The sequence below is a fragment of the Clostridium sp. AF36-4 genome (genome assembly GCF_003435975.1).
GTDB lineage: Bacteria > Bacillota > Clostridia > Lachnospirales > Lachnospiraceae > Eubacterium_F.
On the sequence record NZ_QTVH01000023.1, the window covers coordinates 3,234 to 27,622 of the forward strand.

Here is a 24,389-nt window from a genome sequence, read left to right on the forward strand (position 1 = left end):
AGAGCACTCGGCTGTTAACCGAGTTGTTGTAGGTTCGAGCCCTACTCGGGGAGTTTCTGTATTTACTAAGAAGTTATACAGTCGTGTTCTTCGTGACAGGGACGCGTATTATCTGTTAGAGATAGCAGACACTGGCCCCTTGGTCAAGCGGTTAAGACATCGCCCTTTCACGGCGGTAACACGGGTTCGATTCCCGTAGGGGTCATTTCTTCATATTGCAATAGGAATTATCCTGTGATATTATATTCATAGGAAGTGGATTGCTCACATATGTATAGAATATGGCGACTTAGCCAAGTGGTAAGGCATGGGACTGCAACTCCCTGATCATCGGTTCAAATCCGTTAGTCGCCTCTTTTCAAAGACTCTGATTATTAATCGGAGTCTTTTGTAACTTTGCTTTATAGGAAAGACCGTATGCGGCGCTTTCCTAAATGGAAAAGAGCCCGCAGATATGTGGACATGACAAATAGATGGTTTGGGATTTAAAAGATGTAAAAAAATTCTTCTCTAAAATCGTCATTAAGGTCAACTTATTTAGAAAATAGTCAATGTCTGGAAGTTCCTCTTCGCTCATACGGCGAATGTCCTTGGATGTCATTTCTTCCGGGGGATTTTCGATGTATTTTTATCCTTTCTCCTCTTGGTGTCACCATACTTGCCGAACTAAATTCTTTGGTCTGTTCTAATCAGAAACTTTTGTGTTCCTTGTTTCATAAATGCTCCGCCGAGACACTTTTGGAATTATTGGAAAACAAAATGTATCTCGGGGCAACACTTGGCATTATCCAGGTTTTACATACATGGGGACAAGAATTGAATTACTATCCTTATATCCACTGTATCAATATTCTTTTAATCCCCAAAGAATTGTAAGAATAATGGTTTGTATATTTTATGAAGAAACATGGAGAAAAAGAATGTAATAACTCATGGAATGATGGCAATTATCCATATATTTAAAATACATTTTTCCATCGAATTAGGCTGTTAGTTGTAGTATAATAAAAAAAAATATTCAATAGAGGAGGATGATGATCATGTGTTATGCAAAACGTAGAAAAACCCTTTTTGTTTTTTTCCTTGTTGCTTCTCTTGTGCTTACGACCACTTTGGGCGCAGCTCCAAATCTCTCGCAGGCAAAAAAGAAAAAGCAGGGAATTACTGTAACAAATAAGATGACCAAAGGTGTTTTGGTGATTCGAGAAAAAAAGAAATTACAGTTAAAGCTAAAGTTGCGCGGAAAAAAAGTTTCACCCAAGAAGATAAAGAAGATATTCAAATTCAGGTCTTCAAACAAAAAGATTGTGACAGTGAATAAAAAGGGAAAAATTTATGCTAAGAAAGCTGGAAATGCTAAAGTGTATATAACACAAAAGGCAAAAGGCAAGAAGAAAAAGTGTAAATTAAAAGTGAAGGTTGTGGCAAAAAAGAATAAGCCCGTGGTAACTGTGACGACGGAGTCAACGAAGCAGCCAACGGTAGACCAAACAAAGCAACCAACGGCAGAGCCAACGAAACAGCCAACGGCAGATCCGGCGAAACAGCCAACGGCAGAGCCAACGAAACAGCCAACGGCAGAGCCGACGAAACAGCCAACGGCAGATCCGGCGAAACAGCCAACGGCAGAGCCGACGAAACAGCCAACGGCAGAGCCGACGAAACGGCCAACGGCAGAGCCAACGAAACGGCCAACGGCAGAGCCAACGAAACGGCCAACGGCAGAGCCAACGAAACAGCCAACGGCAGAGCCAACGGAGAAGCCAACGGCACAGCCAACGGAGAAGCCAACGGAGAAGCCAACGGAGAAGCCAACGGAGAAGCCAACGGAGAAGCCAACGGCACAGCCAACACCGTCCGCAAGTCAGGAACCGCAATTGGTGAATAGCGGAGAATGCAGTAAAATGCCATACAAAGGTATGGCTGGCTATCTGAGTGGTAAGGAATATTCAGGAGTAGCGTTGTATGCTAATGGTGACTATTGTAGCACATCTTACGAATTTGTAGGGACAAATAAAAAATACCGTATGGTGGTTAAAGGAGCATCTAGTAATTCGACAACGGCGAATGTTTCTGTATATATTGGCGGAAAGAAAGTTGGAACAGTTGGATTTACTGGAACTACGTTGTCGGAGCAGTCTTTTGAATTTAAAATGACAGATGTAACAGGAAATCAGGAAATAAAATTTTTACTTGAAACAGATAATGGATCGAATGATACCTTTGTAAATAGTTATGAACTTTATTACATTGGTGATGTGAAACCATTTCCGGATGCTCCAACACCAGCATCAATGGGAGCTGTGTATACAGAAAAATACAGAAATTTGTTTAAGGAATTAGGATATTCGGATGCAGAGATAGATGAGAAGGTCGAATCGGCCTGGCAAAAATTGTTTTATGGTAATGATGAAGAACGAATCTATTATCCGGTAGGCGAAGATATGGCTTATATTTATACAGCAGATACCGATGATGTACGTTCTGAGGGAATGTCTTATGGTATGATGATTTGCGTTCAAATGAACAAGAAGGAAGAGTTTAATCGTCTGTGGAAATGGGCAAAAACTTATATGCAGCATACAAGTGGAGAGTTTAAAGGATATTTTGCCTGGCAGATGAAAACGGATGGAAGCAAAATCTCGGGTACGCCGGCATCAGACGGCGAGGAATATTTTGCAACATCGTTATTGTTTGCATCAGCGCGCTGGGGAAATGGTGAAGGAATTTATAACTATAACAAAGAAGCGCAGGAAATCCTGACAACGATGCTTCATCAGGCAGATGATGGTCAAGGTGTGAATATGTTTGACAAAACACATAAAATGCCTGTATTCTGCCCAATTGGAAACGCTGCAACATATAGTGATCCATCGTATCATTTGCCGGCATTTTATGAAGTTTGGGCGATAAAGGCAGAGCAGGACAATGATTTCTGGAGCGAGGCAGCTGAAGCTAGTCGACAGCATTTTAAAGATGCAACAAATGAAAAAACCGGATTAGGTCCGGATTATTCCGAATATACAGGGGCTGCTAAGAACGAAGGAAATCATGGTGATTTCCGATTTGATGCATGGCGAATTGCAGCTAATATTGCCTGCGACTATGCATGGTGGGCGAAGGATACCTGGGCAACCACGCACGCGAATAGAATCCAGTCGTTCTTCTACGACCAGGGTGTTGATAGTTATGGAAATCAGTGGTCATTAGATGGAAAGAATCTTGGTCCTGATCATTCTCCGGGATTGGTTGCTATGAATGCAACAGCGAGTCTGGCATCTAGTGACAAAAAATCATGGTCATTCCTTGAGGATTTGTGGAACATTTCTCCAACAACAGGGAAATATCGATACTATGATGGATGTCTTTATATGATGGGATTGTTACATTGCAGTGGTAAATTCCGCGCATATTTGGGTGATACGCCGGTAGTAGACGTCGTGAATGGCAAAATATCGACAACAAATGCCGAATTTGATTTGAGTGCAGATAAGCAAGAAGATGTGACAACAAAAATTATTTTAAATGGTGTTAGAACGTTATCAGAAATTCGAAACGGGAATACAGTGTTAGAAAAAGGAAAGGACTATACCATTAGTGGTGATATAGTGTCTATTTGCAAAGAGTATCTTTCCAAACAGGCAGTAGGAGTAACGAAATTGACATTTGTCTTCGATGCGGGGAAAAATGCTGTTATGTCGATTACGATAAAGGATAGTAAGTCACCTGATGTACCGGTAGTGTCCGGGCCATTTGAAAAAATAAAGGCTAAAGACTATGTAGATTCCAAAGATGTAAAGATTGAAGATGGAAAAGTCACCTTAAACAGTACGGATTCATATATAGCGTTTGATCTTGATTTTGGAGGTGAAACCGCACAGCGTATAACTGCCTATGTGAAAGAACTAAATAATAGTGGACAGTTGTTTGTACGAAGTGGAAGTTTAACTTCTACTGTGGCAACGGTGTATGAACTAGGTAATGGTTCTTGGAAAGAGGCTAAGAATTCTGTGTGGCCTACGGTTACAGGAAAGACAAAAATTTATATACAGGCAAGTAAACCGGGAGTTCAGATTGATTGGATACAATTCGGAAAATAAGTAAAAAATTGCGAAAGGATATCATACATGCTTAACAACCGAAAAAAAACGATAGGTGTATTTGTTTGCAAGCTTCCAGAATATTTCCAGCGCACCCTGTGTGGTGCGCTGGCTGATGAAGCGGTGGCAAATGGATACAATTTGGTTGTTTTTTCGACTTTTGGTGAATACGATAACAATCATGATTATGTGGAAGGAGAAAGCAATTGTCTTTATATTCCAAATTATGACGAATTGGATGGGATTATTTTATGCCTTGATGTGTTTGATATTCCTAGCATGGTAGGAAAATTAATTGAGCAGGTAAAGGAAAAGGCGCATTGCCCTGTGATTAGCATTCGACAAAAAAGAGATGAGTTTATTAGTGTGCTCAGCGATGATAAAAAGGCTATTATGGCTATGGTTGATCATTTGGTAGATGAACATAACGCAAAGCGGATTTATTACTTGTCTGGTCCCTCTTACATGTATGATATCCGTATGAGGGAGGTCGGATTTCGCGAAAGAATGAAAAGCAGAGGTGTTGCCTTTCGTGAGGAATACATCTTTATGGGGAATTTGTGGTATAACATTGGTAAAGAAGCAGTTGATTATTTTTTTTCACTGGATGATGAAAGACCTGATGCGATTCTATGTGCCAATGATTATATGGCAATTTCTGTATGTGAGGAACTGTGCGATCGAGGATTCCGTGTACCGGAGGATATTATTGTGACGGGATTTGATGATGTTGAGGAGGCTAGAGATACATATCCAATGTTGACAACAGTTGAAGCTTGCCCAGAAAATTTTGCGAGATGTGCTATGGAAATTATTAAAAAGGCGGAACGAGGTGAAAAACTAGAAAAGCAATATTATATTTCAACGCAAAATCAGTATCGAAATTCCTGTGGATGTAAAGAAGCGGAAGAAGCGAAACAAATTTTTCGTAAACAATTTGAAAAAAATCAGCGTATGGTTCACTTGTATAAGCAGAATATGTTTATGGTTTTTCGGATGGAAGGAATACGAGATTATCAGGGCATTCCGGATTTAGTTGGAAAGTTTGTAGAAGGAAACACGGGTGTTTCAGACTTTTATATATGCCTAAATCCGGATGAGAAATATGAATTGGATGATTCTAGAAAAAGTCCATATGAGGATGAGATGGAAATGTTATTACATGCCTATTATGGAAAGAAAATGTCAATTGAAGTGCCGATGCCACAAAAACTTTTTAAAAGAAAAAATCTTTTGCCTGCCGACGAAGTGACGGACAGGCCTTGTGTTTTTTATATCAACCCGCTTCATTATCAAAAGCATTGTTTTGGTTATGCAATCATTTCGTTTTTTAATAATCGATTTTATGCGGCAGAAGATTTTTATCAATCTTTTGTGATAAACATTTGCACCGTGTTAGAAAATATTTATATACAAAATCAAATTGAACAGTTAAGCAACGATAAAATACGCCTTATTCGACGAGATTCGGTTACACATATGTATAATCCGTATGGGTTTCATGAAATGGCTACACAAATGCTACATGATGCGACAGCAGCAGGAGTTAATTGTGTCTTTTTCTATGTAAGATTAGACAATTTACAGGAAATAACAGAAATATATGGAAAAAAAGAATCAAATGAAATCCTTCTGTGTATGAAGTCTGTTTTTAAAAATTTTGAGCAGGAAAAACATGTGTTAGGACGATTAGGAGGAAGTGATTTTTGCCTATTACTAGAGGATAAAATGCAGGAAGAAATAGAAGTTCTTGCACAAAATTTTGTTAATGAAGTAAATGAAGTGAATATTTCATGGAATAAAGAATTTTTCATAGAAGTACGCTATGGATGGTTTGTTAAGGAAGTGGGAACTATTTCTAGTACAGACGAGTGCATTCGCAGTGCGAAAATGAAAATGAAAGTTGGTGCACAAATGCAGACGAGTGCTGCAAAATATGCTTTTGAGGTAATGAACGAAATTAGACAGAATTATCAAAAAGAAATTTCTGTTACATACATGGCAAAACGAATTGGTGTATCGCGTACGCACTTGTCCCATTGCTTTAAATTAATATATCAGAAGTCAATACAAGATTATATTACTTCTTATCGAATGGAAAAGGCGCAGGAACTTCTGATTCATACTCAGAAAAAGATTAAAGAGATTGCTTTTTTGGTTGGCTATAAAGATGAGTTGTACTTTTCGAAAGTATTTGCCCGTCTGTATGGTATGTCTCCCAGTAAATATCGTAAAACAATGTTGACATGAAAAAAATATGAGTAAATTGGAGATGGATAGAAAAATCAGTAGTAAGTGTTCAGGGAGTCTGTAGAGAGTTGCCGGATGGTCTGAGGCAACGACGAATGGGCTCGGGATGGCATCGAGTGATATCACAGCAGGATTATCAAGGGTCTTGTCTCTTTTCTCACAGGAGGAAGGGGCAAGATCCTTTTTAGTGCGCCTGGCGGCGCACGTCACTAATGGGTGAAAAGCCATAATCCGCCCTAGTAGTGGGAAGGATATAGCCAAGATCAAGCGTGTCCGTGAACTCCTTTGATATTACCTTCTACCCTATTACAATGGATAAAAAAAAGACTGTTGCCGAAGCAACAGCCTTTTTAGCGTTCTCATTACTTACAATTAAGCAACTTTGATTACACATTTCTGAACTGTGATAGAATCTCCTTCTTTGTATGGAGAAGTATCTTTCATGTTCGGGATGTACATCATGATTGGGTAGTGAGCACCTGTATCTTTGTCTGTGTCACCATTTACAGCATTCTTAGGAATTGTAAATGTGAAGTTAAAGGTGTAAGATTTACCTTTCTTCATAGCTTTTGTGACAAACTTGCAGTGTTTATGTGTTTTGTCTTTCTTAACTTTAGCGCTCAGTTTCTTAGCAGAAACATGAAGAGCCCATGGGTAAGCACCTGTGTCTCCACCTGAAGTATAGTTGAAGCAAACACCCATCTCAGGAAGTGTACGTTTACCGGAGTTCTTTACTTTCAAAGAAATTTTCAGTTTGCGTCCACGGTAGTCAGGAGAGATGTAAGTTTTCTCGCCCCAGAATGTTGCGTCACAAAGCCAGATACGGAATGAGTTATATTTGAACTCAGAGTAATCAGCTTTGTATGGTGGATGGTTATCCGGGTTAGTAGATTTAGCGAAGTTGTAAATTACTGTACCCTTCTTTGCGTTTTTTACAGATACTTTACATGTCTGTTTCTTTCCGCCTACAGTTGCAGTGATTGTTGCGGTACCTTTTTTGATACCAAGAACTTTGATGGACTTGCCTTTTGTTTTCTGGCAGTGAGCAATGTTATCATTGCTGGATGACCATGTTGCACTTCCACTTGCAGTCAATTTTACTTCCTTACCCTGCATAACAGAAGCTTTTTTCTTCATTGCTGCGCTAGCTGTATCATCACTTGCTACTGCAGCGGTGGTAACAGCCATAGTTGCAACTAAAGCTACAGCTACAACCTTTTTTGAAATTTTAGCGAACATTTCAAATTCCTCCTTTTTTAATATTAAAATGTTTTTTGATTTTTGTGCTAAATAGACAAAAATCAATCGCTTTGCGTGGATATATTATATCATTTTAATAGTTTAAAATCAAGAGGAAATGAAAATAATTACAGTACTATTTTTTGCCAAAAACATGACGTTTTTTTGCCTTATTTGCAGTTATTTGCGTGGCTGCAATTTCCTGCCTTGCTTTCTGGTAACTGCGAATGGTTTCATCCAGTTCACGAAAACGTTTTTCATCTGACTCTTCTTTTTCGCGAAACAGATAATCCAATTCTTTGTTGACCTGCACCGATACAGTATCAGCAATATCCGATGTAAGACTGTCAGAATTTTCCCTTATAGCATCGGAGACAATACGGGAAAGAATGGTTTTAAACTGTATCATTTTGTCATTTGGGGAAATTTCCGACTCGGAAACCGGGTAGGGAATTACCTGGCCGGATGATTTTGGTGAGAGTTTGTGTTCAATGTCTTTTAAGGAAAAACCGTCTTTCTTCATATTAATAATCTGCTCTAATTGTTTCATTTCTTTTTCTGAATAAACGCGGTGCCCCATTTCGTTTCGCGGGATATTCAAGTGAAGTTCCTCTTCCCAAAAGCGCAGAACGTGAGAGCCTACGTGAAGTTTTTTTGCCGCTTCCGAAATGGTATATTGTTTTGCTTCCATGTAGATAACCTCCTGTTTTATTTTTTTTTATTATAGCATGGGAAAAATGTCGATTGATTGGACATGCATTAAATGTAAAAAAACAGTGTGACACAGGACGACAAAAAACAAGAAGAATCGGAGCCAAAGCCCCGATTCGACAGAGAAAATGGAATTTATTCGTCGTGATATTCCAAATTTGCAAATTTTGTGTACTGGTTCAACCACTTAAGTTCGACGGTACAGGTTGGACCATTACGCTGCTTACCAATAATAATCTCGGTGATTCCCTTTTTGGTAGAAGCGTCTTTTGTGTAATATTCATCGCGGTACAAAAACATAACAACGTCGGCATCCTGCTCAATCGCTCCCGATTCACGCAAATCAGAAAGAATTGGTCGTTTGTCCTCACGTTCTTCTACTTTACGGCTGAGCTGGGAAAGCGCAATTACCGGGCAGTCCAGTTCACGTGCCAGAGATTTTAAGGAACGTGAAATATCCGAAATTTCCTGCTGGCGGGAAATGTTTTTTGAACCGCTGTTACCGGACATGAGCTGAAGGTAATCGATAATGATTAAACCGAGGCCTTTTTCCATTTTTAGTTTACGGCATTTACTTCGTAAATCATTGATGGAAATGCTGCCGGTATCATCGATATAAAGCGTTGATTCACCGAGGATAATAGAGCTCTCGGTAATCTTTGCCCATTCATCATCTTCCAGTTCGCCGATTCGGATTCTTTGGGAATCTACTTTTGAGTTCATGGCAACCAAACGCTTGGCAAGCTGCACTTTGCTCATTTCCAGACTGAAAATAGCAGTTGGAATATGATTAATCATAGCAACATTTTCGGCAATGTTCAGAGCAAAAGCAGTTTTTCCCATGGATGGGCGGGCAGCAATCAAAATTAAATCGGATGGCTGCAAGCCGGCTGTTCGATAATCCAAATCAATAAAGCCGGTCGAAATTCCGGTTACATCACTGTTGTTCTGAGCAGCTTTTTGAATACTCTCAAGTGTTTCCAGGGCAACCTCTTTAATTGGTGTAAAATTTTCAGAGGAGGCACGTCCCTGAACGAGTTCAAAAACTTTGCGTTCCGTATCATCCATCAGCTCAGCAACATTAGCGGAATCCTGATAGCATCGGTTGGCAATGTCCTCCGTTGTTCGAATCAGCGAGCGCAGTTGTGATTTCTGTTCAACAATATCTGCATAGTAGCGGACATTGGCTGATGTAGGAACGGCGGAAATGATATTACTGAGAAACTCAACACTGCAAATGTCATCGGAAGCGTTTTTCTCATGAAGTTTATCCACAAGAGTAACTAAGTCTGCCGGACGTCCTTCATGAAACAATTCCACAATAGCGGAAAACAAAATGCGGTACCTGGCATTGTAAAAATCATCTTCATTTAGTTTTTCAGAAGCGAGAACTACCGCATCCTGGTCAAGAAGCATTGAACCGATAACTGCTTCTTCTGCCTCTCCATTATGCGGCATAACTCGTTTGATTACAGTTTCATCCATGATTATTTTCCTTTAACAATTACTTTAAGTTCGGCTGTTACTTTTGGGTGCAGACGGATTGGCACATGGTAGGTTCCAATGTTTTTGATTGGCTCCTTTAACTGCATTTTTTTCTTGTCCAAATCATAGGAAAGTTGTTCTTTGGCAGCGGTAGCAATTTCTTTGGTGGATACCGAACCAAAAACGCGTCCGTCCTGACCTGCTTTAATGGCAACTTCAACGGATTTTGTCTCCAGCTCTTTGGCGAATTCCTGCGCTTTCTCCAAGTTTTCTGCAGCAACCTTTTCGTCATTTTGTTTCTGAAGTTTTAAATCATTTAAATTTTTTGAGGTTGCTTCTACGCCAAGATTTTTTTTCAAAATAAAATTTTTGGCATAGCCGTCTTTTACGGTTACAACTTCACCCTTTTTTCCAACGGATTTCACATCCTCGAGTAAAATTACTTTCATTATATGTCACCTTCTTCTTTCATTTTAGTTAAAATTTGTTTGATTTGTTCAGCGCCTTCTTCCAGTGTACAGTTCTCAAGCTGGGCACCGGCACTGGTAATGTGGCCGCCCCCACCCATTTTTTCCATGACAACCTGAACATTTAATTCATCAATGGAGCGAGCACTGATATAAACTTTACCTTCATAGGCAGTTAATACAAAAGTAGCGCGGATGCCTTTGATATCAAGAAGATCATCGGCAATTTTTGCACCAACAATGGTTGGCGATTCACAGTTATCCGCATTACAAGGAGAAATAGCAAAACAATCCATAAAAATTTCTGTATTTTGTATTGCTTCAGCTCGAATTTTGTATTCTTCAATGTCGGAACGGAACATTTTGCGAATGCGAATAATATCTGCTCCAGAACGACGCAGGAATGCAACTGCTTCAAAGGTGCGGACACCCGGTTTATTCATAAAGTTATTCGTGTCAACCATAATACCGGAATAAAGTGCATCGGCTTCTACGGCTTTTACACGGATTTCCTCACCGGCATACTGTAAAATTTCTGCTACCATCTCACTGGCTGAGGAAGCAAACGGCTCAACATAGGAGAGAGTAGGGTTTTCAAAGGATTCACCGGTCTGTCTGTGATGGTCGATAACCACTAGAGAGGAAACTATCGGAATCAAATCCGGTGCATCGGTGTAGGACGGACGGTTAACATCAACGACCACAAGTAAAACTCCGTTTCCATTTCCGATAAATTCCTTCGCATTCTCACTTGTAACAAAAGTGCCATCCGGATAATCTTTGTTGTTCTCAAATAATTTCAAAAGTGGTGCCAGTGAAGAAGTTACCTGATTTACAATGATTTTCGCTGGCTTTTCCAGAGACTGAGCAATTCGGTAAATACCAATAGCACTGCCAATTGCATCGACATCCGGCAGACGGTGTCCCATAATGACTACTTTATCAGCATTAATAATGGAATCACGCAGTGCCTGCGCCTTTACGCGGGCTTTAACGCGTGTATTTTTTTCCTGCTGAATACTTTTTCCACCATAATAGAGTAAATTGTCTTTTGTCTTAATGACAACCTGATCACCACCGCGGGCAAGTGCCAAATCAATAGCACTGCGGGCATATTCCTGACGTTTGCGGTAAGTGTTTGCCTGAATTCCGATTCCCATACTAATGGTAATGGAAGTATCATTTCCCACATTAATCGAGCGGATATCATCAAGCAGCGAGAATTTGTCTGTCTGCAATTTTGACAGATATTTATGCTGGAAGAGGAAAATGTATTTATCCTTTTCAATTTTACGCGTAATCGCATCAATGCTTAACATGTATTTATTGATTTTTCGATCAACCATCGCAGCCAATAAGGAGCGGCGTACATCGTCAACATTTGCAAGGGATTCATCGTAATTATCGATGTAGAGCAAGCCGACATTGACACGCTGGTCGTAGTTTTCACGGATATAGTGCACAATTTCGGTTTCATCATAAATGTAAATGACATACAAAGCGTCACCGATTCCCACCTGACCGGCGTTTTTATGGAGGGCATCCGGTGCCTTTTCAAGAGAAACCAATTGCGTAATTGCCTTAAAGTAAGTTTCTTCCACGTGAAAATGAAGTTCTGTTGTCTCATAATTTTCCTCAGGAAGATATTCTTTGGTGAGAGCCGGAATGGCATCGTTTATATGGTAGTTTTTTGATAATTTGTCGGAGAACTGTTTGCGGAAATTCTTGTTATCCCACACACAGACTCCGTTTGTGTCCAAAATACAAATCGGAATGTCCAATTCCGTGGCAAGTTTATTAACCGTGACGTGAAATCGCATCGAGTAATCGACTAAGTTGCGTAGTACAGCACCTCGTTTGAAAAAGTATAAGACACTGGCAATGATTAAGTAAAATAAAACGTAAATACTCATAATAATGCCGGCACGCAGGTTGGTTATATAAATATGAACATTCATTGCGATTAATAAAAGCCCTAATAAGAGCGGCCATCGCAAATAAGATTTCAAAGTCCCTTTAATTCGATTCTGACTCAACTTTTTACCTCCTCCCAGGAAATGTTTTCAAATTTCATCATATCAAGAATATTATTATATCACGGATTGTAAATGTTGACAAACCCTATTTGATAGATGTATTATGAGGGTAAAATAGAGAACAAAAGATTGAGTAAAGGAGGATACCATGTACTGTAAAAAGTGCGGAACAGAATTAAGGGAAAATGATACATTCTGCTATTATTGCGGAAATCGAATTGGATGGATGCAGCGGATGCTGTCTAGTAAGGCATTTATAGGAAGTGTGATTGCGGTTTTTGTTGTTATCATTGCAGCAGTACTTACCTATCTTATATGGACAGGGAAAATTACGATGCCGTCGTTTGATAAGGGTCAGACGACAGAGCAGAATAAGATTGTGGATTCAGGAAAATCCGGAAAGGATTCAGATAATCCGGCAGCAAAGGCAACAGCTACGCCGGCACCGACTGCTACGCCGTACGCGTTTACTCCATCGGATGTAACGAAGACGATGAAGAAAGAGATGAAACCTTTGACAGAACGGCTGAAACCATTTTTGGCATACAGCGCATCGTTTTATGCAAATGGTTCCCATAGATTTAAATTTGACACGACCTTTGTGACGACGATGGCAATTTTTAATTTGGAACATTCGGATAAGACACTGCGGTATGGTGATTCAATGTCCAAAGTGAAGAAGGAAGCTAAGAAAGAAATTAAAAAGATTTTTGGCAGCAATTACAAATACAAATTTGCGTATACGGGAACTTATCCGGGCTATGTGTACCGTCCGACCGGAAATACAATTGTGTTTAATTCCATGCGGATTCCGGGAAAAGATTATCAGATGAAAGTGAAAAAGATTACGGAGTATGAAGAGGGGAAATACCGTCTTACGGTGGAAGCATATCTGACGAATGCGGGCAGTAGTGTCAAAGGAGTATCGCAAAAATACAAAGTGTATTTGGAAAAAGACGACAGCTCCGAATTTGGGTTTGTTGTCAGCAAAATTAAATTATAAGAAAAGCACATGAAAAAAGAACTGATTCTGCGGAATCAGTTCTTTTTGGATTCTATGCAATTAGTCCAATGTATATGGCATCAAGGATACGTGACGGGCACGTTTGATTGCTACAGTCAAAGCTCTCTGATGCTTTGCACATGTACCGGTAATTCTTCTAGGAAGAATTTTACCTCTTTCAGACATATATCGTTTCAGTTTTGCAACATCTTTGTAATCAATGTAATCATGCTCTTTGTCAGAACAGAATGCACAAACTTTTTTTCTTCTACGTGGGCCTCTTCTTCTCATTGGAGAATCGCCTCTGTCTTTATTGTAAGCCATCGTTAAAACCTCCTATAAAATTCTTGTATCAAGAGCTAAGCCTAGTTAAATGGCAGTCCGTCTTCGATACCATCCGGAATGTTCATGAAGTCATCATTTGCTGCTGCGTTTGGCTGTGGAGCACCGCCACCAAAGTTTCCACCCTGGGCTGCGTTTGCATCCGCTGTGCTTTTGCGCTCTGCAAATTCGATTTCTTCAGCAATAATCTGGACACTGTATACTTTTTCACCGTTGTTGTTGGTGTAATTGTCGTTCTGAATACGACCGGTCATCAACATACGGGAACCTTTGCGGAAATATTTTTCCACAAATTCAGCCTGACGGCCAAATGCAGTACAGTTAAAAAAATCGGTATCGGTATCACCCTGACGGGCAAAACGACGATTTACTGCAATGCCAAATCTGGCAATAGCCAATGAATTTTCACCCTGGGAATAACGAATCTCAGGGTCACGGGTCAGATTACCCATTAAAATTACCTTATTCATGGAAGACTCCTCCTTATCTTATGCCTCCTGTCTTACGCATAAGTATCTGAGCACGTTGTCCATAATGCGAAGTCTCTGTTCCAATTCAGCCGGAGCACTTGGCTCAGCGTCGAACTGAATAAAGTAATAAAAGCCTTCACCCATCTTCTGAATTTCATAAGCAAGTTTTTTCTTGCCCCATTCATCGACGTTTGTAATCGTTCCGCCAAGAGAAGTGATATACTCTTTTGCCTTCTCGACGGTGGCATTTCTTACTTCGTCTTCAACTTTTGCACTAACAACTAAAGCTAATTCATACTTATTCATAGTTGCTTGCACCTCCTTTTGGTCTCTGGCTCTTCCAATCTATACACTTCATAGAGGAAGAACAAGGAATATGATTAAATATCACGGAGTTAAATTATAACACAGAGGGTAGGCAATTACAAGAAAAATTTACAAAAATCCACGAAAACTTTTCTCGACGGTTTTTCGAGGTACCATTACCTGATGACTGCATTTTGTGCAGCGTAGGCGGAAATCCATACCTACCCGTAAAATTTCCCAGCAATTTTCGCCGCAGGGATGAGGTTTCTTCATTTTAATCTTTTGTCCTACTGAAAAATCCATCGTAATCTGTCCTTTCTGTAAATTATTTGTCCTCGGATTGCTACAAAAAATATTTAATCAACATGACAATGAAAAAGCCAAGGAAGAAGAGGATGAGAAAGAGCTGGAATCCGGTGTCCGCCCGGTCAATCCATCCCTGCTTTTCTGCCTTTCGCAGTTTGTCATAGTCGACATCGCCGTTAATAATGTCTTTAATGCGGTCTTTGAAACGATATTCTTCTGACATGAAAAGCCCCCCTTGCTACTTTTTCTTGTTAATCTTTTCTAATGATATGTTGTCCTCGATGTAAACGGTGTAACTGTTTTTGGTAAAGGATACTTTCATTAAAAAGCCCGATTTAACCTGTTTTTCATTTAATTGGAAATAAGCTGAATAATTTCCTTTTTTCTCATCAAAGTCATCAATTTTGATACAGTGTTTTTCTGACTTTAAATAATTATAGTAGGTTTTGGCATCGGATATTCCTTTGTCACCGGCAACATCGGTGTAGTAGTAGGTTATCATACCATGGTCGCTTGTGGATGAAGTATCAATGGTATCCATGCTGCAGTCAGTGCCGCAGACAGTTGTGATGGATTTGATATTCATGCCAAGCATCGAATGAACTTCCGGTTTTTTGTAGCCACAACCCGTCAAGGCGAGTGTGGCTACAAGAAACAGAAGTGATAATAATTTCTTCTTCATAATATTAAGCTTTTAGTGTATCATACAGTCCTTTTACTGTAGGATAGATTTCTTTGAATTTTGCGTATTTCTTATCGTATTTAGCAGCAAGTGCAGGATCTGGTTTTTCTGTGCCGATAACTTTGACAATCTTGTCAGCAGCTTCCTGAACGGATGCATATTCGCCACAGGCAACAGCAGCTAACATGGCGCCGCCAAGACCAGGACCTTCTTCACTCTCGATAATGTTTACGTTAATGTTTAATACATTTGCCATGATTTTGCGCCACAAAGGACTCTTTGCGCCACCACCACAGATTTTTGTCTCTGTAATGTTAATGCCGAGGTCTTTTGCAATTTCATAGCAGTCACGCATAGCAAATGCAACACCTTCCAAAACAGCCTGTGTCATGTCAGCGCGTGTTGTATCCATTGACATACCAATGAAGAGTGCTCTGGCATCCGGGTTGTTATGAGGAGAACGCTCGCCCATCAGATATGGGAGATAGTAAACGTTGTTCTCGCCGAGTTTATCGTCGGTAATTGGCTCCTGCTCTTTTCCGTAGTCTTTTGTTCCAATAATTTCATCCATCCACCATTTGTTACAGGAAGCAGCACTGAGCATGCAGCCCATCAAATGGAAGTTTCCGTCTGCGTGGTCGAAAGAATGAAGAGCGTTGAAACGGTCTACGCCAAATTCTTTGCTGGAAATGAAAATGGTTCCGGAAGTACCAAGTGAGATATTACATCCACCGTCACCAACCGTTCCGGTACCAACTGCAGCAGCAGCGTTATCACCGGCGCCGGCAGCAATTTTACAATTGGTTGTAAGACCAAGGGCAGCAGCAGCTTCTTTGGTAAGAGAACCGGTTACTTCATAACTTTCAAATAATTTTGGAAGCTGTTCTTCTTTTACGTCACAGATTTCCATCATTTCCTTAGACCAGCATTTATTCTTTACGTCCAAGAGAAGCATACCGGATGCATCGGAGTAATCACAGCTGTGAACGCCTGTCATTTTGTATGCGATGTAATCTTTTGGCAGCATAATCTTTGCAATTTTAGCAAAGTTTTCCGGCTCATTTTCTTTTACCCAGAGAATTTTCGGAGCAGTAAATCCGGCAAATGCAATGTTTGCGGTATACTCAGAAAGTTTTTCTTTTCCGATTTCGTTGTTTAAGTAATCAACCTGTTTGGTTGTACGTCCGTCGTTCCAAAGAATGGCCGGGCGGATTACGTTATCATTCTCATCGAGAATAACAAGACCGTGCATCTGTCCACCGAAACTAATGCCGGCAACTTCTGAAGCATCAAAACCGTCTACCAGTTTTTTGATACCGTCTACGACAGCATCCCACCAGTCTTCCGGTTTCTGCTCAGACCATCCCGGCTGAGGGAAAGATAATGGATATTCATTTGAAACGATATTGCAGATTTTACCGTTTCCTTCCATTAAAAGCAGTTTTACTGCTGATGTTCCTAAATCAACACCAATGTAATACATAATGTACCTCCTGATTTGTTTTTTTAGTTGGATTCTTAAGAATCTCTGTATTGATAGAAAGCGACCCGCAAGCGAGTCGCTTTCTTATACTTTAAGCTATTTGATTATTAAGCGAATGGGTTCTCTGTTGGGTAACGAACACCTGCCGGCTGGTTATAACCAATTTCCTCAACCGGAACACCGATATACTTGAATACTTCGTACAATGTTTTGCCAAAGTGACCGAATGCAACAGCACCATGGTGAGGATAGTTACCTTCAATCAATACGTGGCGGTAGAAACGGCCCATCTCAGGAATTGCGAAGATACCAATTGCTCCGAAGGAACGTGTAGCAACCGGAAGAACTTCACCGTGTGCGATGTAAGCACGAATCTGTGCATCGGCTGTGCTCTGCAGACGGAAGAATGTGATATCGCCAGGGACGATGTCACCTTCCAAAGTTCCGTTTGTAACTTCGATTGGAAGTGAACGAGCCATAATCTTCTGATATTTCATCTCATGAGCAGTCAGCTTGCAAGCTGCTGTATTTCCGCAATGGAATCCCATGAATGTATCTTTTAATGTATAAGTGCCATATTTGCCCTTGATATCTTCTTCGTACAAGTCAGCAGGAACGGAGTTGTTAATGTCAAGAAGTGTTACAGCATCCTGGCTTACAACAGTTCCGATGAACTCAGAAAGTGCTCCGTAGATATCTACCTCGCAGGATACCGGAATACCCTGTGCTGTCAAACGGCTGTTTACATAGCAAGGTACGAATCCAAACTGTGTCTGGAATGCAGGCCAGCATTTGCCGGCAATTGCTACATATTTGCGGTAACCTTTGTGCTCTTCGATCCAGTCAAGAAGTGTCAACTCATACTGGGCAAGTTTTGCAAGGATTTCAGGTTTTTTGTTACCTGCACCAAGCTCTTTCTCCATGTCAGCAACCACGCCAGGAATTCTTTCGTCTCCCTCATGTTTATTGAATGCTTCGAACAAGTCAAGTTCGGAGTTCTCTTCGATTTCAACGTTCATGTTGTAAAGCTGTTTGATTGGAGCGTTACAAGCAAGGAAGTTAAGTGGACGTGGACCAAAGCTGATAATCTTTAAGTTGTTCAATGCTACGACTGCACGTGCAATCGGAACGAACTCATGAATCATGTCAGCACAATCCTCAGCAGTTCCAACCGGATACTCAGGGATGTATGCTTTTGTATTTCTCAATTTCAAGTTGTAGCTTGCATTGAGCATACCACAGTAAGCATCTCCACGGCCATCCATCAGGCTGTTGCCGGATTCCTCAGCAGCGGCACAGAACATAACCGGACCGTCAAAGTGTTTTGCCAACAAAGTCTCAGAAATTTCCGGACCGAAGTTACCTAAGTATACGCAAAGAGAATCGCAGCCGGCTTTTTTGATATCTTCCAAAGCTTCGACCATCTGAATCTCGCTTTCTACGATACATACAGGACATTCATAAATGTCATCTGCTCCATATTTTTTTGTGTAAGCTTCTACCAAAGCTTTTCTTCTGTTTACAGAAAGTGACTCAGGGAAACAGTCACGGCTTACTGCAACAATTCCGATTTTGGTTTTTGGCATGTTGTTTAAGTTCATTTTTAAAAACCATCCTTTCTTTATATAAATAGTAATCGTTTACTGTGCCTGATAAAACAAGCACTCTTGAAACAAAATCAGTACCTTCATTTTATACTATATGTGTGCAAAATGCAACAGAATTTTGCACCGGGTTAAAAGTCTACACAGTCCGGGTCGCCGTGCATTTCATTTTTGTTTAAGGCGTCAATTTTTTCGATATCTTCGACGCTTAATTCAAAATCAAAAATCTGCGAATTACTGAGGATTCGTGCTTCTTTGGTGGATTTTGGAATTGTAACGATGCCGTTTTGCACATCGTAGCGTAGAATTATCTGTGCAACATTTTTTTCGTACTTTTTGGCGAGGTTTTGCAGAACCGGGTCGTCAAAGCACGCACCACGGGCGAGAGGACTCCATGCCTCCGGTACGATATTGTGTTTCTTACAGTAGTCACGAAGTTCTTTTCTTGTCAAATAAGGGTTACATTCAAACTGGTCAACGGCCGGTGCAATGTTTGCATGGACACTTAATTCTTCTAAGTGGTGCGGTAAAAAGTTGCTTACGCCGATGGCCTTTACCAGACCTTCGTCGTGCAGCTGTTCGAGAACATGCCAGGTTTCCTCGATTTTTTCAGGAACAGGCCAGTGGATGAGATAGAGATCAACATAGTCTAAGTCCAGATTTTTTAAACCTTGTTCAAAGGATTCGCGCTGTCGGCTTTCACGTTGCATGTTGTTCCAGAGTTTGGTTGTAATAAATAAATCGTCTCGTGGAATTCCACTGCCTTTAATCCCTTCACCGACTTCTTTTTCGTTTTCGTAAAAAGCGGCGGTATCAATCAGGCGGTACCCGTGCTTAATCGCTGTGGAAACAGCAAATGTTGTTTCTTCTTTTGAGTTATAAACGCCGAGCCCGAAAATAGGCATAGTCACACCATTGTTTAGGGTTACGGTTGATTGTAAAGACTGCATAGGAAATCCTCCTGTTCTGTTTTTTGAGTAGATTCTATTATATGGAAGCGAGGGTGTCAAGAGGGGAGGGGTTTTGAGGAGCGGCAAGATAACAGAAAAGTTTGCGATTCGTGGGCACTCTCGTTTGTTGAGCTGCGTAGCAGCAGGGGCACTGAAACTACCAGTGGTCTCCGCTCCGCTTCGGTCGTTGCATAACAGAAGTCCACCGGACTTCTTGCAACTCCTGCCAACGCGCTCAAACCCACGCATCACAAATCTTTTCTGTTATCTTGCCGCAAACCCAAGATTCCCCTCTTGACACGTTGCGGAGGGTGAAGGGGGACGTTTATGAAACCTAAATATTCAAGTAAGGCAAAAGGAGTTGTTGTGGGAGTGTTCGAGGGTTAAGCAACTGTAAGAGCAAAATAAATAGAAAGAGTTGTTGTGTAAGCGTTGCGTTTTTTAGATTCCAGTGATTCAGCAGAAAACTTTTGTGACTCGTGGGTTTTGAGTACGTCGGTATGCGGCACTGGTAGTTTCAGTGCCCATACCGTTACGCACTCAATAAGTGAGAACGCCCACGAGACGCAAAACTTTTCTGCTGAATTACGGAAATAAAAAAGAATCCGCACGCTAACACTCACAACGAAATTCCACTATTGCCTAAACCCGCAAAATAGGGTAAACTAAAGAACGTATCTAAGACACGTACTTTCGAAAGGGAGGCAGATATGAGACGAGTAGCTTTTTTGACCAGTGGTGGTGACTGCCAGGCTCTGAACGCGACAATGCGCGGCGTGGCAAAAACATTGTATAATGCAGACCCGGACACACAGATTATCGGTATCCTTGAGGGGTATAAGGGTTTGATGTATGAAAAGTATGTAGAAATGAAACCGCTTGATTTTTCCGGTATTTTGACGGAAGGTGGAACGATTCTTGGGTCTTCGAGACAGCCATTTAAAAATATGAGAAAGCCGGATGCCAACGGCATGGATAAAGTGGCGGCGATGGTGAATACTTACCATAAATTAAATCTTGATTGTCTTGTGATTTTGGGAGGAAATGGTACACAGAAATCCGCCAATATGCTGCGGGAGGAAGGCTTAAATGTAGTAGGACTTCCAAAAACTATTGACAATGACATCTGGGGAACGGATATGACATTTGGTTTCCAGAGTGCCGTGGATATTGCGACTACGGCGATTGACTGTATTCACACGACAGCGTATTCGCACGGAAGAGTATTTATCGTGGAAGTTATGGGACATAAAGTTGGATGGCTTACACTTCATGCCGGGATTGCCGGGGGAGCAGATGTGATTTTGATTCCGGAAATACCATATGATATTGACGCTGTGGTACAGGCAATTCAGAAGCGCACGGATGCTGGAAAGCGTTTTTCGATTCTGGCAGTGGCAGAGGGTGCAATTAGTAAGGAGGACGCACTTCTTACGAAGAAAGAGAGAAAAGCAAAATTAAAGAATAATCCATATCCAAGTGTTTCCTATAAAATAGGAGCAGAGATTGAGGAGCGCACCGGGCAGGAAATTCGTATTACGGTGCCGGGACACACACAGCGCGGGGGAAGCCCATGTGCGTATGACCGTGTGATTGCCAGCCGCCTTGGGGCAGCAGCGGCTCAGTTGATCTTAGAAGAAAAATACGGATACATGGTTGGATTTAAAAATAGAGAAATCATTCCGATTCCGTTAGAAGAAGTAGCGGGTAAATTAAAGATGGTAGACCCGGATTCTTCCATTATCCGCGAGGCGAAAAATTTGGGCATCAGTTTTGGTGTGTAACAGAAAGAGGCAATTATGTCATATCAGGCTTTATATCGGAAATATCGTCCCAAGGACTTTTCTAGTGTCCGGGGGCAGGAACATATTGTAAAAACGCTCACAAATCAGATTCAGGCGGACCGGATTGGACATGCTTATTTGTTTTGCGGAACGAGAGGAACCGGAAAAACGACGGTTGCCAAAATTTTTGCAAAGGCAGTAAACTGTGAAAATCCGGGACCGAATGGTCCTTGTGGTGAGTGTGCAATGTGTAAGGCAATTGAGGAGCAGTCTTCCATGAACGTAGTGGAAATCGATGCGGCATCGAATAACCGTGTGGACGACATCCGGCAGGTGATTGATGAAGTGCAGTATTCACCGGCAGAGGGACGTTTCAAAGTGTATATTATTGACGAGGTGCATATGCTCTCGACAAGCGCATTTAATGCACTTTTGAAAACATTGGAAGAGCCGCCTTCCTATCTGATTTTCATTTTGGCAACGACGGAGGCACACAAGATTCCGCTTACCATTTTGTCGCGCTGCCAGCGCTATGATTTCAAACGGATCCAGGTAGAAACAATTGCTGCAAGACTGCGAGAATTATTAGAAATAGAAGGAATTGAGGCAGAAGATAAGGCGCTCACTTACATTGCCAGGCAGGCAGACGGCGCACTGCGTGATGGCTTAAGTCTTTTGGAACAGTGTATTTCCTTTTATTTCGGGCAGAAATTAACATATGAAAATGTTTTGAAAATTCTTGGTGCTGTTGACCACAGTGTATATCACCGGCTGATGGAGGCTTTGATAAAAAATCAGGTTGATGGCGTGATTGGTATTGTGGCTGAGATGGTTGAGCAGGGCAAGGATTTATCACAATTTGTCAATGAACTGATTTGGTATCTGCGCAATCTTTTGGTTGTGAAAACTGCGGATGAGGCAGAGCAGTTAGTGGATATGTCGGAGGAAAACAGGCAGGAACTTTCCCGTTTTGCCGAGCAGATTGAATTAGAAATTTTGTTCCGCTATATCCGCATTTTGTCGGATTTGGCAAATGATATGAAATATGCAAACAATAAGCGAGTCATGCTTGAAATGGCGATGATTCGCTTGTGTCGTCCGCAGATGCAGACGGATTACGATTCTTTGATTCAGCGGTTAAATCAGTTGGAGCAGAAGAATGAACAGTGGCAGGAGATGATGGAGTCCGGTACCTTTGTGGCAGCGCAAAGTGCAGGAGCATCTGAGAACAAAACGGTAATCAAGCCACAGAGAGAAATTCGTCCTGAAGCAGTTCCTGATGATGTAAGAGATGTGGTGGCAAACTGGAACCAGATACTTGGACGAATTGATCAGGTGTCGCGGTCTATGCTTTTAGATGTGAGAATTTCTGTATCAGAGGCAGGAAAACTGGTGCTTGCTTTTACGCAGGGAATGCCTGCCGAATATTTTAAAAAAGAGGAAAATCAGCAGGTGCTGATTGAGGCAGCCGGTCAATTGACGGGCAAAGAGATTTCGTTAGATGTGCGTTTTGTGGAAAATCGCCAGGAAATGAATGCTTTGCCGGAGCTGCGGAATATAATAAAAAATGTAGAAATTGAAATGTTGGATTGACCGACATAGAAAAAGAAAGGAAGAAGAAAAATGGCAAGAAGAGGTGGATTTCAGGGCGGAATGCCGGGAAACATGAATAATTTGATGAAACAGGCACAGAAGATGCAGCGTCAGATGGAAGTAACACAAAAAGAAATGGAAGAAAAAGAGTATGAAGCGACGGCCGGCGGCGGTGCCGTTACGGTAAAAGTTTCCGGTAAAAAAGAAGTTCTTTCCGTAAAATTGAGCGAAGAAGTTGTTGATCCGGATGATATTGAAATGTTAGAGGATTTGATTGTGGCAGCAACGAATGAGGCATTGCGCCAGCTCGAAGAAGACAGTGCAAAATCCATGGAAGCATTGACCGGCGGATTGAACCTTGGCGGAGGCTTCCCATTCTAATGAAGTATTATAGTGAGTCGATTACAAATTTAATCGAAGAATTGGCAAGTCTGCCAAACATTGGTCCAAAGTCAGCACAGCGGCTGGCACTGCATATTTTAAATCTGCCGGAAGCACGTGTGAAACATTTAGCGGACAGTATATTGACGGCAAAGCAGAAGATTTGTTTTTGCAAAGAATGTTTTAATTTGTCTGACCAGGAATTGTGTCAGGTGTGTGCGGACGAAAAAAGGGATCACCAGACGATTATGGTAGTCGAGGAACCAAGTGATTTGGCGGCTTATGAAAAAACCGGACAGTACAAGGGCGTGTACCATGTACTTCACGGTGCGGTGAATCCGATGGTTGGTGTGCAGCCGGAGAACTTAAAACTCAAAGAACTGCTGCAGCGCCTTCAACGGGAAGATATCAAAGAAGTTATCATTGCGACAAATTCCACGGTGGAAGGAGAAGCAACAGCGCTTTGGATTAGCAAATATGTCAAGCAGGCGGGGATTAAAGTAACCCGGATTGCCAGCGGAGTTCCGGTTGGCGGTGCGCTTGAATTTATTGACGAAATGACATTATTCCGCGCACTTGAGGGAAGAACGGAACTGTGAGTGCATAAGACATCGAAACAGTCCGAGACTGATGAAATCAGCAAGCTGCATGACAAGATTTAAATGCGTTGTCTGCAGCAGCATCTGGCTCCCAAATCCGGAAAGATTGACAATACCGGTGATAAAAATGTCACCTACTTCCGGAAGATTTTTATCAACACCGACGCCGGGACAGAGTGCTCCCTCACCTAACGTGATGTAGCCAACGTGCTCGACGACACCGAGGGATGCGTCAATTGCAATAATCAGTGCGTTTTTATAACAGGAATGAATGAATTGTAAGGTAGCTTCCAGATTTTTAGCATGGATGGGCTGTTCCAGCGTGCCGAAAAGATGGAGGCTGTTTTTATGTGTACTGCAAAAACGTGCTAATTTATGACCGACAATCGGACCTAAGCAGTCGCCGGTGGCGCGGTCGGAGCCGATGCAGACAAGGACGATGTCACGTGAATGGTAATTCTTTTTCTCTAATAAGTTCTGAAGTGATGTAGTAAAATTAAATAAGGAACGGCTTTCGCCGGGATTAAAATATTCTGCCATAATAAAAAACCTTTCTGTGTTGTTTGGTAAAGAACACCCATTGGCTTTGAAAACCGGG

At 41.4% G+C, this 24,389-nt stretch carries 22 protein-coding genes and 3 tRNA genes (1 of these 25 only partly in view); 10 read left to right on the forward strand and 15 right to left on the reverse strand.

Features of this window, described 5'->3' with window-relative positions:
• From DW005_RS13880 to DW005_RS10915, 5 genes are all read left to right on the forward strand, one after another.
• A tRNA-OTHER gene (locus DW005_RS13880) sits at positions 1-53 on the forward strand; it begins 65 nt to the left of the window's first position.
• An 80-nt stretch (positions 54-133) separates the two neighbouring features.
• Positions 134-205: transfer RNA gene (locus DW005_RS10895), tRNA-Glu, on the forward strand.
• Between the two features lie 78 nt (positions 206-283).
• Positions 284-354: transfer RNA gene (locus DW005_RS10900), tRNA-Cys, on the forward strand.
• Positions 355-1,040: 686 nt separating this feature from the next.
• Entirely contained in the window at positions 1,041-4,100 is a 3,060-nt protein-coding gene (locus tag DW005_RS10910) for a glycosyl hydrolase family 8 (protein ID WP_181975035.1), read from the forward strand.
• Positions 4,101-4,127: 27 nt separating this feature from the next.
• Positions 4,128-6,350 carry a substrate-binding domain-containing protein gene (locus DW005_RS10915; RefSeq protein ID WP_117479400.1) on the forward strand — a complete coding sequence of 741 codons (2,223 nt, stop codon included), beginning with the start codon at positions 4,128-4,130 and terminating at the stop codon, positions 6,348-6,350.
• A 372-nt stretch (positions 6,351-6,722) separates the two neighbouring features.
• Here DW005_RS10915 and DW005_RS10920 read toward each other — a convergent pair whose 3' ends face one another.
• The 5 genes from DW005_RS10920 to DW005_RS10940 form a co-directional block, all read right to left on the reverse strand.
• Positions 6,723-7,589, reverse strand: coding sequence for a cell motility protein (locus tag DW005_RS10920; RefSeq protein ID WP_022375992.1), 867 nt, complete (start codon positions 7,587-7,589; stop codon positions 6,723-6,725).
• 136 nt (positions 7,590-7,725) lie between these two features.
• Positions 7,726-8,280, reverse strand: coding sequence for a MerR family transcriptional regulator (locus tag DW005_RS10925; RefSeq protein WP_022375993.1), 555 nt, complete (start codon positions 8,278-8,280; stop codon positions 7,726-7,728).
• 155 nt (positions 8,281-8,435) lie between these two features.
• Complete coding sequence (gene dnaB / locus DW005_RS10930) at positions 8,436-9,785, reverse strand: replicative DNA helicase (RefSeq protein ID WP_022375994.1); 1,350 nt, start codon at positions 9,783-9,785, stop codon at positions 8,436-8,438.
• Between the two features lie 2 nt (positions 9,786-9,787).
• A complete protein-coding gene (rplI, locus tag DW005_RS10935) occupies positions 9,788-10,234 on the reverse strand; it encodes a 50S ribosomal protein L9 (RefSeq protein ID WP_022375995.1) in 447 nt (148 codons plus the stop codon).
• The gene (locus DW005_RS10940; protein ID WP_242989435.1) at positions 10,234-12,288 is read right to left on the reverse strand and encodes a DHH family phosphoesterase; all 2,055 of its coding nucleotides are present in this window, start codon (positions 12,286-12,288) and stop codon (positions 10,234-10,236) included. The genes rplI and DW005_RS10940 overlap by 1 nt, the downstream gene beginning before the upstream one ends.
• 148 nt (positions 12,289-12,436) lie before the next feature.
• Here DW005_RS10940 and DW005_RS10945 point away from each other — a divergent pair, with 148 nt between their 5' ends.
• On the forward strand, positions 12,437-13,291 hold the full coding sequence (locus DW005_RS10945) for a zinc ribbon domain-containing protein (protein ID WP_117479402.1): 855 nt from the start codon (positions 12,437-12,439) through the stop codon (positions 13,289-13,291).
• 60 nt (positions 13,292-13,351) lie between these two features.
• Here the strand turns inward: DW005_RS10945 and rpsR are convergent, their stop codons facing one another.
• The 9 genes from rpsR to DW005_RS10990 form a co-directional block, all read right to left on the reverse strand.
• On the reverse strand, positions 13,352-13,615 hold the full coding sequence (gene rpsR / locus DW005_RS10950; RefSeq protein WP_022375999.1) for a 30S ribosomal protein S18: 264 nt from the start codon (positions 13,613-13,615) through the stop codon (positions 13,352-13,354).
• A 41-nt stretch (positions 13,616-13,656) separates the two neighbouring features.
• Complete coding sequence (locus DW005_RS10955) at positions 13,657-14,103, reverse strand: single-stranded DNA-binding protein (RefSeq protein WP_022376000.1); 447 nt, start codon at positions 14,101-14,103, stop codon at positions 13,657-13,659.
• Between the two features lie 18 nt (positions 14,104-14,121).
• On the reverse strand, positions 14,122-14,409 hold the full coding sequence (gene rpsF / locus DW005_RS10960) for a 30S ribosomal protein S6 (protein ID WP_117479404.1): 288 nt from the start codon (positions 14,407-14,409) through the stop codon (positions 14,122-14,124).
• 129 nt (positions 14,410-14,538) lie between these two features.
• Positions 14,539-14,712 carry a DUF951 domain-containing protein gene (locus DW005_RS10965; protein WP_022376002.1) on the reverse strand — a complete coding sequence of 58 codons (174 nt, stop codon included), beginning with the start codon at positions 14,710-14,712 and terminating at the stop codon, positions 14,539-14,541.
• A gap of 40 nt (positions 14,713-14,752) precedes the next feature.
• The gene (locus DW005_RS10970; protein WP_022376003.1) at positions 14,753-14,938 is read right to left on the reverse strand and encodes a hypothetical protein; all 186 of its coding nucleotides are present in this window, start codon (positions 14,936-14,938) and stop codon (positions 14,753-14,755) included.
• A 15-nt stretch (positions 14,939-14,953) separates the two neighbouring features.
• Positions 14,954-15,397, reverse strand: coding sequence for a hypothetical protein (locus DW005_RS10975; protein WP_117479406.1), 444 nt, complete (start codon positions 15,395-15,397; stop codon positions 14,954-14,956).
• A 4-nt stretch (positions 15,398-15,401) separates the two neighbouring features.
• Entirely contained in the window at positions 15,402-16,880 is a 1,479-nt protein-coding gene (gene xylB, locus DW005_RS10980) for a xylulokinase (protein ID WP_117479408.1), read from the reverse strand.
• Positions 16,881-16,987: 107 nt separating this feature from the next.
• Positions 16,988-18,481, reverse strand: a complete 1,494-nt coding sequence (locus DW005_RS10985) for an L-fucose/L-arabinose isomerase family protein (RefSeq protein ID WP_117479410.1) — start codon at positions 18,479-18,481, stop codon at positions 16,988-16,990.
• 134 nt (positions 18,482-18,615) lie between these two features.
• Positions 18,616-19,434, reverse strand: coding sequence for an aldo/keto reductase (locus DW005_RS10990; protein ID WP_117479412.1), 819 nt, complete (start codon positions 19,432-19,434; stop codon positions 18,616-18,618).
• Between the two features lie 710 nt (positions 19,435-20,144).
• Here DW005_RS10990 and DW005_RS10995 point away from each other — a divergent pair.
• The 4 genes from DW005_RS10995 to recR are packed head-to-tail and all read left to right on the forward strand — an operon-like array spanning position 20,145 to position 23,791.
• Positions 20,145-21,218 (forward strand): ATP-dependent 6-phosphofructokinase, encoded by a 1,074-nt coding sequence (locus DW005_RS10995; protein WP_117479414.1) that lies wholly within the window; start codon positions 20,145-20,147, stop codon positions 21,216-21,218.
• Positions 21,219-21,233: 15 nt separating this feature from the next.
• Positions 21,234-22,811 (forward strand): DNA polymerase III subunit gamma/tau, encoded by a 1,578-nt coding sequence (dnaX, locus tag DW005_RS11000; protein WP_117479416.1) that lies wholly within the window; start codon positions 21,234-21,236, stop codon positions 22,809-22,811.
• Positions 22,812-22,841: 30 nt separating this feature from the next.
• On the forward strand, positions 22,842-23,192 hold the full coding sequence (locus DW005_RS11005; protein ID WP_022376012.1) for a YbaB/EbfC family nucleoid-associated protein: 351 nt from the start codon (positions 22,842-22,844) through the stop codon (positions 23,190-23,192).
• Positions 23,192-23,791 carry a recombination mediator RecR gene (gene recR / locus DW005_RS11010; RefSeq protein ID WP_022376013.1) on the forward strand — a complete coding sequence of 200 codons (600 nt, stop codon included), beginning with the start codon at positions 23,192-23,194 and terminating at the stop codon, positions 23,789-23,791. The genes DW005_RS11005 and recR overlap by 1 nt, the downstream gene beginning before the upstream one ends.
• On the opposite strand, the gene yyaC is transcribed toward recR, so the two are convergent.
• A complete protein-coding gene (yyaC, locus tag DW005_RS11015) occupies positions 23,756-24,331 on the reverse strand; it encodes a spore protease YyaC (RefSeq protein WP_117479430.1) in 576 nt (191 codons plus the stop codon). The genes recR and yyaC overlap by 36 nt on opposite strands.
• Between the last annotated feature and the right edge of the window lie 58 nt (positions 24,332-24,389).

Bases quoted from the DNA above. Each gene is read 5' to 3' on its own strand.
- DW005_RS10925 (WP_022375993.1), bottom strand. From the start codon at position 8,280: ATGGAAGCAAAACAATATACCATTTCGGAAGCGGCAAAAAAACTTCAC.
- DW005_RS10955 (WP_022376000.1), bottom strand. From the start codon at position 14,103: ATGAATAAGGTAATTTTAATGGGTAATCTGACCCGTGACCCTGAGATT.
- recR (WP_022376013.1), top strand. From the start codon at position 23,192: ATGAAGTATTATAGTGAGTCGATTACAAATTTAATCGAAGAATTGGCA.
- DW005_RS11005 (WP_022376012.1), top strand. From the start codon at position 22,842: ATGGCAAGAAGAGGTGGATTTCAGGGCGGAATGCCGGGAAACATGAAT.
- DW005_RS10965 (WP_022376002.1), bottom strand. From the start codon at position 14,712: ATGGATTTTTCAGTAGGACAAAAGATTAAAATGAAGAAACCTCATCCC.
- DW005_RS10945 (WP_117479402.1), top strand. From the start codon at position 12,437: ATGTACTGTAAAAAGTGCGGAACAGAATTAAGGGAAAATGATACATTC.
- yyaC (WP_117479430.1), bottom strand. From the start codon at position 24,331: ATGGCAGAATATTTTAATCCCGGCGAAAGCCGTTCCTTATTTAATTTT.
- rpsR (WP_022375999.1), bottom strand. From the start codon at position 13,615: ATGGCTTACAATAAAGACAGAGGCGATTCTCCAATGAGAAGAAGAGGC.
- rpsF (WP_117479404.1), bottom strand. From the start codon at position 14,409: ATGAATAAGTATGAATTAGCTTTAGTTGTTAGTGCAAAAGTTGAAGAC.
- rplI (WP_022375995.1), bottom strand. From the start codon at position 10,234: ATGAAAGTAATTTTACTCGAGGATGTGAAATCCGTTGGAAAAAAGGGT.
- dnaX (WP_117479416.1), top strand. From the start codon at position 21,234: ATGTCATATCAGGCTTTATATCGGAAATATCGTCCCAAGGACTTTTCT.
- DW005_RS10910 (WP_181975035.1), top strand. From the start codon at position 1,041: ATGTGTTATGCAAAACGTAGAAAAACCCTTTTTGTTTTTTTCCTTGTT.
- xylB (WP_117479408.1), bottom strand. From the start codon at position 16,880: ATGTATTACATTGGTGTTGATTTAGGAACATCAGCAGTAAAACTGCTT.
- DW005_RS10920 (WP_022375992.1), bottom strand. From the start codon at position 7,589: ATGTTCGCTAAAATTTCAAAAAAGGTTGTAGCTGTAGCTTTAGTTGCA.
- DW005_RS10990 (WP_117479412.1), bottom strand. From the start codon at position 19,434: ATGCAGTCTTTACAATCAACCGTAACCCTAAACAATGGTGTGACTATG.
- DW005_RS10995 (WP_117479414.1), top strand. From the start codon at position 20,145: ATGAGACGAGTAGCTTTTTTGACCAGTGGTGGTGACTGCCAGGCTCTG.
- DW005_RS10915 (WP_117479400.1), top strand. From the start codon at position 4,128: ATGCTTAACAACCGAAAAAAAACGATAGGTGTATTTGTTTGCAAGCTT.
- DW005_RS10975 (WP_117479406.1), bottom strand. From the start codon at position 15,397: ATGAAGAAGAAATTATTATCACTTCTGTTTCTTGTAGCCACACTCGCC.
- DW005_RS10985 (WP_117479410.1), bottom strand. From the start codon at position 18,481: ATGAACTTAAACAACATGCCAAAAACCAAAATCGGAATTGTTGCAGTA.
- DW005_RS10970 (WP_022376003.1), bottom strand. From the start codon at position 14,938: ATGTCAGAAGAATATCGTTTCAAAGACCGCATTAAAGACATTATTAAC.
- dnaB (WP_022375994.1), bottom strand. From the start codon at position 9,785: ATGGATGAAACTGTAATCAAACGAGTTATGCCGCATAATGGAGAGGCA.